The organism is Arthrobacter sp. TmtSoilC51, from assembly GCF_055388015.1.
On the sequence record NZ_AP035877.1, the window covers coordinates 647821 to 660974 of the forward strand.

Below are 13154 nucleotides of genomic sequence, written 5' to 3' on the forward strand. Positions count from 1 at the left end.
TCTCCATGATCCAGATGACTCCCACTGCTCAATCACAGCCCGAAGTGGCCTACCAGTGGATGAAAAGCTATATCGCTGCCCTGCCGCGGGACGAGGAGGCCTTCCTCAACGAGGCGGTCCTCGCCAAATCCACCGGCACCTCGCGCACACCAGTCCGCGAGGCCCTGTTGCGCCTCGAAGCCGAAGGTTTCGTCAAGCGGATTCCACACAAAGGCGCCTACGTTCCGCCGATCTCGGACCCTGATGTCCGCGCGATCCTGCAGTCACGGTCCGTAGTAGAAAAGTGGGCCGTCTCAGCCTTGGACAGCATGCTGGATGGGCAGATCGACGCGTTCCAACGCATCATCGACCAGCAGCACGAGGCGAAGGACGACCCCGCCAGGTTCATCGAGTTGGACACCGAATTCCATACGGTCATGGTCCGCGCAGGAGGAAATCCAATCCTTGCTGATTTCTACGCCTCGCTTCGGCAGCGGCAACTCAGGATTGGCGTCCGGGCAGTGACCCAGGGGACGGACCGTGCGGGCGATGTGCTCCGCGAGCATCAGCTGATTGTCGATGCCCTGCGCAGCCGGAGCCTGGACGCGGCACACCAAGCCATCGATGCCCATCTGGATTCAACCCGGCTGGCCGTCATCGGTTACTAGCCACGCAATTAGTCTTCGCTGTGCAGTTCGCGTTGCCTTGCGCTCAGCAGCTCAAGCTCGGGGCGGGCAGCCACGAACCGTTCAACGGCGTCGAGCACTTCCTTGAGGTGCGCGCGATCGGGTGCCACCAGCGCCGCACCCAGCAAACTCCGGCGATGCTGGTCCTGCAGGCCAGTCTCGGCAGCGGACACTTCGAAGCGGCGTTTGATTTCGGCAAGGAGGGGCCGCACCAGCGAACGCTTCTCCTTCAGGCTATGGACATCGCCCAGGAGCACATCGAATTCAATCCAACCGATCCACATGGTCCATTATGAGCCGTCGCCGCCCTGCAATCCTGAGCCAATCTTGAGGAAACGCCGCACCGGGATTGATCCAGTGCGATCAAACTGGAAACACAGCAGGGCCGGAAGCAGCTAAGGGGGCGGGCGGCATGAGCAGTAACCATACCTGGCGCGCGCTCGCGGGCGTGACCGCGGTCGCTCTTTCCCTGATGGCGGCGCCTGCCGCAGCACTTGCCGCATTCTCTGCTACCGAGAATGCCAATCCTCAGTACTCGGCCATGCGTCTCCTGGCACCGACCAGCGCGGACGTGGTCATGACGTGCTCGGCGAATGGTGCCAAGGTTGTTGTGGACGTGAATTCCTTCGCGGAGGTCCCCGGCGCGAACTATCACGAGGTCAAGCTCTACAACCCCTCCGGGAGCTTGGAGTTCACGGGCGACCTTAGCAAGAATGCCGGAAAGTCCTATAGGTCAGGAGTTCAGCCTGTGGGCACCTGGACCTACGAAATCCGCGGGTATTACAAGGTTCCCGGCACCACCAACACATGGAAAGGCTCCGCTTTGACAGGAACCCTGACATGTTAGAGATTGGCGTGGGACCAAGTGGCAGGAGCGAACAATGGTGCTCGACTCGTTTTCGGTAAGGGTTGCCCTCGGAGTGGTCACGTTGACCCTCTTAGTGCTGTTCTTCTCCTCATACCGCCGCACGCGGTCACCATACGCAGGCTGGTGGAGCCTGGCCTTGCTGCAGTTCATGCTCGGAAACACGGCGTTCCTCCTGAACGGCACACCGGCCCAGCACTGGGCAAACCCGTTCGGCAACGTCCTGGTGGTGGCCGGAGCGTTCAGCGTCTGGGCCGGCGCCCGTACCCTGAGGGACCTCAAGGCAGCTCCATGGCAGCTCGCCGTGGCTCCTGTCATCACGGCAGTCGCCTCCGTACTGGAGAGCCCCGGCTCCAATGTCTGGTCCGGAGGTTTCGTTTACCTGGCCATGATGACTTTTGGTATCGCACTGGCTGCCCGCGACTTGTGGTTCATCAAGGCAGTGCATTCACAAGTTCACAAAGCCCTCTCCCTGGCCGCCGGACTCTTGGCCATCTACTACCTGGGCCGTTGGGTGGTGTACGCATTGGAAGGCCCTGGCAGCGAAGCATTCCGTACTTATTTTGGTCCGGCGCCCTCGGGACTGGTGTCCCTGGTGCTGCTCGTCACGGTCTCCTTCAGCATGACCACGCTGAGCAGCGACCAACTGATCAAGGGCCTGAGGGAGCGGGCCACGAAGGACCACCTGACAGGTCTGCTCAACCGCGGAGCCTTTCTGGACCTGGCATCCACCGAACTCAAACGACTTCACGCCAACGAGTCCGGTGCTGCAATAGTCCTGGCTGACCTGGACCACTTCAAGCTGGTCAACGATGCACACGGCCACCGGGCAGGGGACGTGGCCCTAAAGGCTTTCGCCGAGGCCTGCATGTCATCGGTCAGGTCAACGGACCTCATCGGCCGGTACGGCGGGGAAGAGTTCATTCTTTTCCTCCCGGGCGCCACGCAGGAAAGGGCCGAAAGCATCGCCACCGAGATAAGCCGCCGCATGGCTTCCACGGAGGTTCCGGAAGGCGTGTCCTTCCCCACAATCAGTTATGGAGTCACATCGAGCACCACCACCGCCTCAGACCTCACTTTGATGATCGAAGTGGCGGACGCAGCCCTGTACAGCGCCAAAGCGCAGGGAAGAAACCGGATTGTAGGAGCCGACCGCCTCCAGGCGGCCACGATCGCTGACGAGGCACAATCATGAGCATTAATGAACTGACCACCAAGATCCAGATCCAGCACACCCAGGAGCTGAGCGCCTTCCGGCAAGACATCACCAGTGCTCCGTACCAGGCTGGAACACCAGCAGCCTTGAACGTGGCACGGCGTTCTGTTCGGATGCAGCCGGTCCAGTCCGTAGGGGACGACAGTGCGAACCTGACCATTGTGGCCGACGTCGAGGGCCTGGCTTGGTTCACTGCCGATAGGGGACTCCTGGGCAGTTGCATTACGGTCTCCATCGCAGGCCATCGTCGAAACACCGGAACGCGCGTACCCCTGCCGCTGGCTGAATGCGATGCGTGGATCGAAGCCATCCTGGGTGGCTCCTGGATTACGCACGTGTACCGGGCGGGGACTCCCATTGAGGGGGACGGCCGGCTCGATGTCGCCTCTTACCGGCTCTTCCTCGACGAACGCCGCAACCCCGTCGCCAAACCGAAAGCCGTAGCCGACTGTACCCTGCGGCTCATGGAAGCCTCGTGAACGCAACCCAGCCAAGCCGGTCCTTTCCCCCGGACATTGACGCCCGGATCGGGAAGCTGGAACGGCACATCAGGGCGTTGATGGAGGAGCTCCACGATGCGCGCCACGAACAGCGCCGGGAAGTCTTCACGGATACGCTGACCGGGCTCGGCAACCGCGTGGCTTTGGTGGATGCGTTCATCGAAGCACAAGACGCCGCAGCTGACGGCGCCGCGCCAGCCGCTTTGCTCCTGCTAACCCTGGACGGATTCAAGGGACTCAAGAAGTCCGCCGGCTATGCTTCGGCGGACCAGATTCTGGTCACGGTCGCGATGCGGATCCGCTCGGCGGTGAGGGAGAACGACGTCGTCACCCGCCTGGGCGGTGACGAATTCGCCGTGCTGTTGCCCGCCACGCCCCAAAACCGGGCCGCCGCCGTCGGGAACCGCATCCTTGCGGCGCTGGAACCCAATGTCGACCTCGGCAACAGCAGCGTCCGCTGTGGTGCCAGTATGGGACTGCGGATCGCCGAGCCACACCACAGTGTGGAGGACCTCCTCCAAGAGGCGGATATGGCGATGGAGGAGTCCAAGAGCGAGGGGCGCAACAAGCTCAAGGTGTTCGATCCCTCCACCCTCCACGCCCGGCAACTTCAGCGCCAGATCGTGGGGGAGCTCCGCGAAGCAATCCGCACGGACCAGCTGATCCTCTTCTACCAGCCGATCGTTGAGTTGGCCACCGGACGGATTGAGGGCAGCGAGGCTTTGGTCCGCTGGAACCACCCCGTGCGTGGGCTCATCATGCCGGACCACTTCATCCCCGTTGCAGAGGCCACCGGATTGATCGCGGAGTTGGGCCGCTGGGTCCTCCGGGCGGCCGTGGAGCAACTGCGTCAGTGGCGGGACAACCCGGACACGGCACAACACCGTTTTACGATGCGAATCAACGTCTCCGCTGCCGACCTTCAAAGCCTTGAGTTCGTGGATGATGTGCGGGAAGCGCTGGGCAAAGCGGGGCTTCCTCCGGAATCATTGGTTTTGGAGCTCACGGAGAGCGCCATCATCCAAAACGACGAACTGGACCGTTACACCCTAGCGAGCCTGCACCGCTTGGGTGTTGGGCTGGAGATCGACGACTTCGGCACAGGCTACTCGTCCATGGGATATCTCCGAAAACTTCCGGTGGACCGCGTGAAAGTGGACCGGCAGTTCGTCCAAGGGCTCGGTCAGGATTCGACGCAACTTGGCTTCCTCGCTGCGATCCTACAGGTTATCCGCTCGTGCGGCCTTGAGGGCATCTGGGAGGGAGTCGAAACGGCGGATCAGGCCGAAGCGCTGCGAAGCATCGGTTGCTCGAGTGGACAGGGCTATTACTTCGGCCGGCCCTTGCCCGGACCGGAATTCACGGCCCAGCTGTCCCGGCAACAGACCTGGCCCGCTTAAACAGCAACGCAGGGTCACGTAAGTGACCCTGCGTTGCTTAAGTGGGGAGGCTTAGCCGAAGTACTTCGGCAGGGTGGCCTCGTGTGCTTCACGGAGAGCGTCCAAGGACAGCTCGTCCACGCCGTTGATCTCCAGCTTTCCGCCGGCAGCGTCAACGACGCCGATCCGGAGGTGCGCGAAGCCGCGGGCGGTGCACATGTCCTTGAAGCGGACTTCCTCCGAACGCGGGACGGACACGATTGCACGGGCCTGTGACTCGGAGAAGAGGGCCGTGAACAGGTCCACGCCGTCGCGCTCCATGAGTTCCTCGAGGGCGATCCGGGCGCCGACGCCGTAGCGCAGCGAGGACTCAACCAGCGCGGCCGCGAGGCCACCCTCGGAGAGGTCGTGTGCTGCGTCCACCATGCCATCGCGGGAAGCGTTGATCAGGATCTCGCCCAGGGCACGCTCGGCTGCGAGGTCAACCTTCGGCGGCAGGCCACCGAGGTGTCCGCGGAGGTTGGACCATTCCGAACCGTCCAGCTCTGCTGCGGTGGTGCCGAGCAGGTAGATGGCCTGGCCGTCCTCGCGCCAGCCCGACGGCGTGCGGCGGGCGACGTCGTCGAGCTTGCCCAGGACTGCCACCACGGGGGAGGGGTGGATCGGCGTGGTGCCGGTCTGGTTGTACAGGGAGACGTTGCCGCCGGTGACCGGGATACCAAGCTCCATGCAGGCATCGGAGAGGCCGCGGATGGCCTCGGCGAGCTGCCACATGACGTCCGGGTCCTCGGGGGAACCGAAGTTCAGGCAGTCGCTGACGGCCATCGGAACAGCGCCGGAGGTGGCGACGTTGCGGTAAGCCTCAGCCAGAGCCAGCTGTGCACCCTGGTACGGCTCAAGGTAGGTGTAGCGGCCGTTGGCGTCGGTGGCCAGGGCAACGCCCAAGCCGGTTTCCTCGTCAACGCGGACCACGCCGGCGTCGTCCGGGAAGGCCATGGCAGTGTTGCCCCCAACGTAGCGGTCGTACTGGTTGGTGATCCAGGACTTGCTGCACATGTTGGGCGAGGCCACCAGCTCGGTGACGGCTGCAGCCAACTCCGAGGGAGCGGACGGACGGCCGGCATCCTCAACGGAACCCGTGAAGGAGTTCGCCTGGACCGAGTCCTGCCACTCAGGGCGCGCGAACGGACGGTCGTAGACCGGGCCGTCGTGCGCAACGGTGCGGGGATCGACGTCGACGATTACTTCGCCTTCCCAGGTGATGATGAGGCGACCGGTGTCGGTGACCTCACCCAACCAGGAGTACTCCACGGCCCACTTGTCCATGACAGCTTCGAACGCTTCGATGTTCTCCGGGGTGACCACGGCCATCATGCGTTCCTGCGACTCGGACATGAGGATCTCGCCCGGGGTTAGCGTGGGATCGCGCAGCAGGACGGAAGTCAGCTCAACCTGCATGCCGCCGTCGCCGTTGGAAGCGAGCTCGGACGTGGCACAGGAAATACCTGCGGCACCGAGGTCCTGGATGCCTTCAACCAGCGAACCCTTGAAAAGCTCAAGGCAGCACTCGATGAGGACCTTCTCAGCGAAGGGGTCGCCCACCTGGACGGCCGGACGCTTGGAAGGCTTGGTGTCGTCGAAGGACTCCGAGGCGAGCACCGAAGCACCACCAATGCCGTCGCCACCGGTGCGTGCACCGAACAGGACAACCTTGTTGCCCTTGCCGGAAGCGTTGGCCAGGCGGATGTCCTCGTGGCGCATGACGCCCACGGCCAGGGCGTTCACCAGCGGGTTGCCCTGGTAGACGGAGTCGAACACCATCTCGCCACCGATGTTCGGCAGGCCAAGGCAGTTGCCGTAGCCACCGATGCCGGCAACAGCACCGTGCATGACGCGGGCGGTATCCGGGTGGTCGATCGCGCCGAAGCGCAGCGGGTCCATCACGGCCACGGGGCGGGCGCCCATGGAGATGATGTCGCGGACGATGCCGCCGATGCCGGTAGCGGCACCCTGGTAAGGCTCAACGAACGACGGCGAGTTGTGGGACTCGATCTTGAACGTCACGGCCCAGCCGTCGCCCAGGTTGGTTACACCGGCGTTCTCGCCGATGCCCACCAGCATGTCCTTCTTCATTTCCTCGGTGACCTTCTCGCCGAACTGGCGGAGGTGGTTCTTGGAGGACTTGTAGGAGCAGTGCTCGCTCCACATGACCGAGTACATGGCCAGTTCGGCGCCGGTGGGGCGGCGGCCAAGGACCTTGACGATTTCGTCGAATTCGTTCTGCTTCAAGCCGAGCTCGGCCCACGGGAGTTCCGTGTCCGGGGTCTTGGCAGCGTGCTCAACGGTATCGATGTTGAACTTCTTGGTGGTTTCCGTGGTCACTTGTCGCCTCCCACAATCTTGTTCAATACGGAGGTGAAGAAACCGAGGCCGTCGGTGTCGGAGCCGCCGATCCCATCCAGCGACTCGGGGCCGAATCCGACCTCAACCGCGTGCTCGGGGTGCGGCATGAGGCCAACCACGTTGCCGGCGGCGTTGGAGATGCCTGCGATGTCGCGGCGGGAGCCGTTCGGGTTGAAGCCCACGTAGCGGAACACCACGCGGCCTTCAGCCTCAAGGGCATCCAGCGTTTTCTCGTCCGCGATGTACTGGCCGTCCTGGTTTTTCAGCGGCACAGTGATTTCCTGGCCGTCCTGGTAGTCCAGGGTCCAGGCAGTGTTGGCGTTCTCCACGCGCAGGACCTGGTCCCGGCAGATGAACTTCAGGTGGTCGTTCTTGATCATGGAACCGGGCAGCAAGTGCGATTCGGTCAGGATCTGGAAGCCGTTGCAGATACCCAAAACCGGGAGCTTTGCGTCAGAGTTGGCGGCGTCGATGATCTTGGACATCAGCGGCGCGAAACGCGAAATGGCTCCTGCGCGCAAGTAGTCACCGTAGGAGAACCCGCCGGGGATGATCACGGCGTCAACGTCGCCAAGGTGGTTGTCAGCGTGCCACAGCGATACCGCCGTGCCACCTGCAAGGCGTACTGCACGGGCGGCGTCGCGGTCGTCAAGGGTACCGGGGAAGGTGACGACGCCGATCTTGGCGCCGGCGAGGCCACGAGCACCATAAGCGTCAGCGGCGACGGCCACGGCCTCGCCAATCAGGGGAAGCGAAGTCATATCAGGCCTCGACGACCTCGACGTTGACGACATCCTCGATCACCGGGTTGGACAGGAGGGTCTCAGCGGCCTCACGGGCCTGGGCCAGGATAGCGTCGGTCACCTCGCCGTCAACCGTCAGTTCGAAACGCTTGCCCTGGCGGACTGCGCTGAAGCTGTTGAAGCCGAGGCGGGGCAGTGCACCCACGATGGCTTTCCCCTGGGGGTCCAGAATCTCGGGCTTGGGCATGACGTCAACGACGATCCGGGGCATCCGGTAACTCCTGTGCGTGAGTTGGGTGAACCTTAAATAAGGCTGCCGCGGAGGTTGCCGTCTCACGCCGTTCAACTGAGTTCATACAGCGTGGGGGCGCTCCGCGAGCTTGCACACCTATCTTACCGGGACGGGCGCGCATACCCTATTCAGGCGGAATCCGCGAGGACCCCCCGCCGATCCCCGCCAAATTGGGGCCAATGAAAGTCCGACGGCGGCTCTCGCCGGGCGTGGCGCCCGTCACTAGGATTGACGCATGGCGGAGAAACCAAGGTCGATGGTGCTGGGCGTTGTTGCCGCAGCTGTTTTTGCGGGTCTGGGACGAATGGTCATCCAGAAAATCAAGGCTGACAGGGCGGCGAGGGAGCATCACGTGACAGCCCCTTTGGATAAGGAAACGCGAGCCAGGATCAGCGACGCCCTCCGCGTTCCAAACAAGGCTGAAAACAAATAGCGGCACAATTAGTGGCGGTATTAGCGCATGTACAAATGCGCTATTCCAGCGGGTTAAATCCGGCAAAGGCGGCGTAGTTTGGGGACTACACGTGGGGCCAGGCCCCCGTTGGATCCGGATCCAACCAGGAGGAACAATGACCGAACACATTGCCGAAGTATCCGCCTGTAGCGTTGGCAGCTGCGGCTTCAACCATGACGGATGCACTGCTTTTGGAATCACCATTGGTGGAAGCCAGGACCACGCTTCCTGCGCCACGTTCATCGACACCAACGCCATGGGTGGCCTTCCCAAGGTCCTTGCCCACGTGGGTGCTTGCCAACGGTCCGAATGCATTCACAACAACAACCTCATGTGCGAGGCCCACGACGTCAAGGTTGGTCCCGGCCGCGAGGCTGCAGACTGCCTGACCTACGAGCACGCCTGACTTTTACTCTCGCGAAAGTGGGTCCGTCTTCCCGGGCGGGCCCACTTTTTCGTGTCCGATGAAGGCACTACCCGGCAACCTGGTTGGTCAAGGCGCGGCCCTCTTGAAGCGCCGAGAGGTTTGCCAGCACCAGTTGGCTTGAGCCCTTTGGGCGGTTGCCTGCCACATGAGGCGTGATGATCAAGTTCGGGGCGCTCCAGAGCTTGGAATCCGAAGGCAGCGGCTCCACCTTTGTCACGTCCAGTGCAGCCGCCCGGAGGCGACCTTCCTGCAGGGCCGCGACGAGGGCATCCTCATCGACGGTGGCCCCGCGGCCCACGTTCACGAAAATTGCGGACTTTGGCAGCGCACGCAGGAGCTCGTCATTCAGGGCGTTGTAGGTGTCAGGGGTGGCGGGAAGGATGGATACCAGGACGTCCGTGGTTCGCAGGACGTCGGGAAGTTCCTCTGCCGCAGCGACAGGGAAGCCGTAGCGCTCACCCCGTGAACCCGCAACGCCAGTGACGTTTGCGCCCAGGGCGGCAAGCAGGGGAGCGAGTCGTCCTGCGATGGAGCCGAATCCCCAAATGGTGACGTTCGCGCCGTCGAGCGTGTACAGCTGCTCCGTGTCCGGACTGGACTGCGCTGCGTTGTAGGCGCGGTCCCACGTCGCGGACTTCTGGGCATCCAGCAGCTGATCGAGCCGACGCACCGCTGCGAGGATGAGGGCAAGGGCATGCTCCGCCACGGGGCCGTCGTGAAGTGAACGCCCCGAAGTGATGGCCACATTGCCGGCAAATCCTGCTGCCAGCACGGAATCCGGCCCCGCAGCGAGGGTCTGGACGAGTTTGAGCCGGGCCAAGCGCTCGGCTGCGTCGGCCAGGTTCGCCGAGGTGTTCTGCCAAACAACCAGGACTTCGGCGTCGAGGTGCTCGTCCGGAATGGGCTGGTCGACTTGGTAGACGTGCACGCGGTGGGCGGAGCCAGGAAGGTCCAGGGTCACGGTATTGGGGACGAGGATTTTCACTGCAGCTCCATCGCTAGAAGGTAATGCCGGTACGTTCACGAGGTTAGCCCGACATGGGGCCACGAGGCTTCTCCAGCTTCATCCCTAGCAATGTGACAGCCAGCACTCTATGGTTGTAGGACGTTCGACGTAGCACGTAACACAAGGCATTCGAAAGGACACAAAATTGCTTGCACGCATCGCAGCCACTGGAGCCCTGAGCCTGGCCCTCCTGGCCAGCCTCGGTCTTCCGGCCACGGCAGCCCCGATTCCTCCAAACAACCCCACGGCCGCCCCTGGAAGTTTCGCCGAAGCAAATATCGCCGCTGATCGCACGTCCGCCAACTTCTTCTACCGGATCCCGGCACTGGCATACCTGGGCAATAACGTTGTCCTGGCTGCATGGGATGGCCGGCCCGGCTCGGCCGCCGATGCTCCCAACCCGAACTCAATCGTGCAACGCCGCAGCACGGATGGCGGCCAGACCTGGGGCCCTGTGCAGGTCATTGCCGCCGGACACGTCGCCGACGCCAGCGGGCCCAAGTACGGCTACAGCGACCCCTCATACATCTATGACGCCGAGGCGGGCAAAGTCTTTGCCTTCTTCGTGTACTCCAAGGACCAAGGCTTCGGCGGCAGCCAGTTCGGGAACGACGACGCAGACCGGACCGTGATCTCCTCGGCCGTCACCGAGTCCTCCGATGGCGGCGTTACGTGGAGTCAGCCACGGCTCATCACCAACGTCACCAAGCCCGGGACCAGCAAGACCAACCCCGTGGCTGGCGATGTCCGCTCCAACTTCGCCTCTTCCGGCGAAGGCATCCAGCTTAAGTACGGTCCGCACAAGGGCAGGCTCATCCAGCAGTACGCCGGTGATGTCCGCCAGGCCGATGGCACCAACAAGATCCAGGCCTACAGCGTCTACTCAGACGATCATGGCGTGACCTGGCACAAGGGTGCCAACGTCGGCGACCGCATGGACGAGAACAAGACCGTTGAACTCTCCGATGGCAGGGTCCTGCTGAACTCCCGCGACAACGCAAACCAGGGCTACCGTAAGGTAGCGATCTCCACGGACGGTGGTGCCACTTACGGTCCGGTCACCCAGGACACCGAGCTGCCGGATCCCGCTAACAACGGTGCCATTGCCCGGATGTTCCCGAATGCGGAGCAGGGTTCCGCGGACGCCAGGAAGCTGATCTTCACCAACGCAAACTCCAAGACCGGCCGCGAGAACGTCTCCGCCCGGGTATCGTGCGACGACGGCGCCACCTGGCCGGGCGTCCGAACCATTCGTTCCGGCTTCTCGGCCTACTCCACGGTGACCCGCATGGAGGACGGCAAGTTCGGTGTCCTTTACGAGGGCAACTACACGGACAACATGCCCTTCGCGAAGTTTGACGACGCCTGGCTGAACTACGTCTGCGCACCGCTTTCCGTCCCTGCCGTTACCACCGCTCCCGGTGCAACCCAGCAAGTCGCCGTGACGGTGACCAACCAGGAGGCCACCACGATCTCCGGCGCCAACGCCACCGTCTACACGCCGAGCGGCTGGTCGGCCACCTCGGTGCCGGTTCCCGACGTCGCGCCCGGTGCCTCGGTAACCGTCAACGTTTCGCTGACCGCTCCCGCGAACGCCAGTGGTCCGCAGAACCTTAACGCAGCATTCGCGACGCCGGATGGCCGGGTTTCGCAGTTCACGTTCACGGCGACGGTCCCGGTAGCCCCGCAAGTGGGGCTCACCATCACAGGCTCTGCCCCTGCTCGTGACGTTGTGGCCAGCCCGTATCAGGCTGGGGAGGCCCTTAGTTACTCCTTCAACGTCAAGAGCACGTCCAACGTCACTGCCAACGCCGTTCCAGTATCCGGGACCTTCGACTCCGGTTTCCTACCGCCGACTGCACCTAACTGCCGGTTCAACAACCTGGCCGCCGGCGCCAGCTACAACTGCACTACCGCGAAGCATGTGCTGACTGCCGCGGACATCGAGCGCGGCTACTTCGTGCCCGAGGCGAGCTTCAGCATCACAGCCAGCTCGACGCCGTCGCTCACCAAAACGGTTCCGTTCACCGGCGCTGCCGTGGCCCTGCGCGACGGCCTGGTGGCGGCCGACATCAGCGGGGCGCGTGCCGACGTCGGGCGTGATCTCGCGGCCCAGCCCTACGCAGCAGGCGACCTTTTCCCGTACACATTCACGGTGAAGAACACGAGTCCGCTCGTGGAGAAGGTAGTGCCCACTGCCGGCAACTTCAGCCCCTTGGTCCCTGAGGGGCCGGGCAACTGCCGCTACCTCACCCTGCCGGCCGGCCAGAGCTACCAGTGCGCCACACCGCGCCATGCCGTGACTGCCGGGGAAGCCGAGCAGGGTTTCTTCGTTCCAAGCACCAGCTGGGAAGTCAGCTCGGCGGGCCAGAGCACGAGGAACTACGGTATCGACGGCGGCGAGGTGGACTTGAAAGTCCGGGAACCGAAGCTTGAAGGAACGGTCTCCGCGGTCTGGGAAGACGCCGACGGTGACCGCTTCGCCAGCGCAGGCGATCCTGTTACGTACACCTACACCGTGGGCAACGCCGGCAATGTGGCGCTGACGGGGCTTGAGGCGACAGGCTCTGGAATCACTGAAACTGCCCTGGCTATTGGCGGCACGGCGACCGCCACGCGGGTCCATGTGCTCACTGCAGAGGACGTCGCGGCCGGAAGCCTCGCCGCCGTCAGTTTCGATGCGACGGCGCACAACGGCACCAAAGAAGTGGCGGCCACTGCCGAAGGCGAGGCGTTGGCCCTTAAAGTCCAGCCCGCAAAACCGGATACCGAGCCCGCTCTGACTGTCCAGGACTTCGATGGCCAAACGCCGTCGTTTGATCTGGGCACGGGGGAGAAGTATCGCAATGGCCAGAAAGTGACTTTGAAGGGCTTGGAATACGGGCAGTGGTACTACGTGTATCTGAACAAGGACAGTTACCGTCTGGGATGGATCTTTCCCACCACGGATAACACCGTGGAATTCATTCTTCCATCGGACGTAAAGAATGGCCGGGACGATGTTGTGGTCCTGGATAAGGACGGCGCGCAGGTCTCGTTTGATCGCCTGCAGGTGACGCCAAAGGGCTAGCACAACGTTTGGGCAAAACAGCGGACCGCAGAAAGTTTCCTGCGGTCCGCTGTTTGCCGTCATATGACCTAAATTTGATGCGGCGACAAGACAAATTTCATGAAGTGTGCTGTATGTCATATTTTGCTCTCAGT

The 13154-nt window shown here is 63.0% G+C and carries 13 protein-coding genes; 8 read left to right on the forward strand and 5 right to left on the reverse strand.

The genetic code is table 11. The features are described from left to right. The first annotated feature begins 5 nt into the window (after nucleotides 1–5). A complete protein-coding gene (locus ACZ5G6_RS03150) occupies nucleotides 6–647 on the forward strand; it encodes a GntR family transcriptional regulator (RefSeq protein WP_223935699.1) in 642 nt (213 codons plus the stop codon). 8 nt (nucleotides 648–655) lie between these two features. Here ACZ5G6_RS03150 and ACZ5G6_RS03155 read toward each other — a convergent pair whose 3' ends face one another. Further along, entirely contained in the window at nucleotides 656–949 is a 294-nt protein-coding gene (locus ACZ5G6_RS03155) for a DUF503 domain-containing protein (RefSeq protein ID WP_223935700.1), read from the reverse strand. 128 nt (nucleotides 950–1077) lie between these two features. Here ACZ5G6_RS03155 and ACZ5G6_RS03160 point away from each other — a divergent pair, with 128 nt between their 5' ends. The 4 genes from ACZ5G6_RS03160 to ACZ5G6_RS03175 are packed head-to-tail and all read left to right on the forward strand — an operon-like array spanning nucleotide 1078 to nucleotide 4646. Further along, on the forward strand, nucleotides 1078–1512 hold the full coding sequence (locus tag ACZ5G6_RS03160; RefSeq protein ID WP_498689334.1) for a SipW-dependent-type signal peptide-containing protein: 435 nt from the start codon (nucleotides 1078–1080) through the stop codon (nucleotides 1510–1512). A 34-nt stretch (nucleotides 1513–1546) separates the two neighbouring features. Continuing rightward, nucleotides 1547–2725 carry a GGDEF domain-containing protein gene (locus tag ACZ5G6_RS03165; RefSeq protein WP_498689336.1) on the forward strand — a complete coding sequence of 393 codons (1179 nt, stop codon included), beginning with the start codon at nucleotides 1547–1549 and terminating at the stop codon, nucleotides 2723–2725. Then, entirely contained in the window at nucleotides 2722–3225 is a 504-nt protein-coding gene (locus ACZ5G6_RS03170) for a hypothetical protein (RefSeq protein WP_223935703.1), read from the forward strand. Before ACZ5G6_RS03165 ends, ACZ5G6_RS03170 begins: the two co-directional genes overlap by 4 nt. Continuing rightward, nucleotides 3222–4646, forward strand: a complete 1425-nt coding sequence (locus ACZ5G6_RS03175; protein ID WP_498689339.1) for a putative bifunctional diguanylate cyclase/phosphodiesterase — start codon at nucleotides 3222–3224, stop codon at nucleotides 4644–4646. The genes ACZ5G6_RS03170 and ACZ5G6_RS03175 overlap by 4 nt, the downstream gene beginning before the upstream one ends. 51 nt (nucleotides 4647–4697) lie before the next feature. Here ACZ5G6_RS03175 and purL read toward each other — a convergent pair whose 3' ends face one another. From purL to purS, 3 genes are read right to left on the reverse strand one after another with little or no spacing between them, the layout of a single operon-like run. Beyond that, on the reverse strand, nucleotides 4698–7007 hold the full coding sequence (gene purL, locus ACZ5G6_RS03180; protein WP_498689341.1) for a phosphoribosylformylglycinamidine synthase subunit PurL: 2310 nt from the start codon (nucleotides 7005–7007) through the stop codon (nucleotides 4698–4700). Continuing rightward, a complete protein-coding gene (gene purQ, locus ACZ5G6_RS03185; protein WP_498689343.1) occupies nucleotides 7004–7789 on the reverse strand; it encodes a phosphoribosylformylglycinamidine synthase subunit PurQ in 786 nt (261 codons plus the stop codon). Before purQ ends, purL begins: the two co-directional genes overlap by 4 nt. Before the next feature lies 1 nt (nucleotide 7790). Continuing rightward, on the reverse strand, nucleotides 7791–8042 hold the full coding sequence (gene purS / locus ACZ5G6_RS03190) for a phosphoribosylformylglycinamidine synthase subunit PurS (RefSeq protein WP_011773385.1): 252 nt from the start codon (nucleotides 8040–8042) through the stop codon (nucleotides 7791–7793). A gap of 256 nt (nucleotides 8043–8298) precedes the next feature. Between purS and ACZ5G6_RS03195 the strand changes: the two genes are divergently transcribed. Further along, complete coding sequence (locus ACZ5G6_RS03195; protein ID WP_498689345.1) at nucleotides 8299–8496, forward strand: hypothetical protein; 198 nt, start codon at nucleotides 8299–8301, stop codon at nucleotides 8494–8496. 136 nt (nucleotides 8497–8632) lie between these two features. Beyond that, nucleotides 8633–8923, forward strand: a complete 291-nt coding sequence (locus ACZ5G6_RS03200) for a DUF1540 domain-containing protein (RefSeq protein ID WP_223935708.1) — start codon at nucleotides 8633–8635, stop codon at nucleotides 8921–8923. A 67-nt stretch (nucleotides 8924–8990) separates the two neighbouring features. Here ACZ5G6_RS03200 and ACZ5G6_RS03205 read toward each other — a convergent pair whose 3' ends face one another. Next, nucleotides 8991–9929, reverse strand: coding sequence for an NAD(P)-dependent oxidoreductase (locus tag ACZ5G6_RS03205; protein WP_498689348.1), 939 nt, complete (start codon nucleotides 9927–9929; stop codon nucleotides 8991–8993). A gap of 166 nt (nucleotides 9930–10095) precedes the next feature. Between ACZ5G6_RS03205 and ACZ5G6_RS03210 the strand changes: the two genes are divergently transcribed. Next, nucleotides 10096–13020, forward strand: coding sequence for an exo-alpha-sialidase (locus ACZ5G6_RS03210; RefSeq protein ID WP_498689350.1), 2925 nt, complete (start codon nucleotides 10096–10098; stop codon nucleotides 13018–13020). Nucleotides 13021–13154 lie beyond the last annotated feature (134 nt).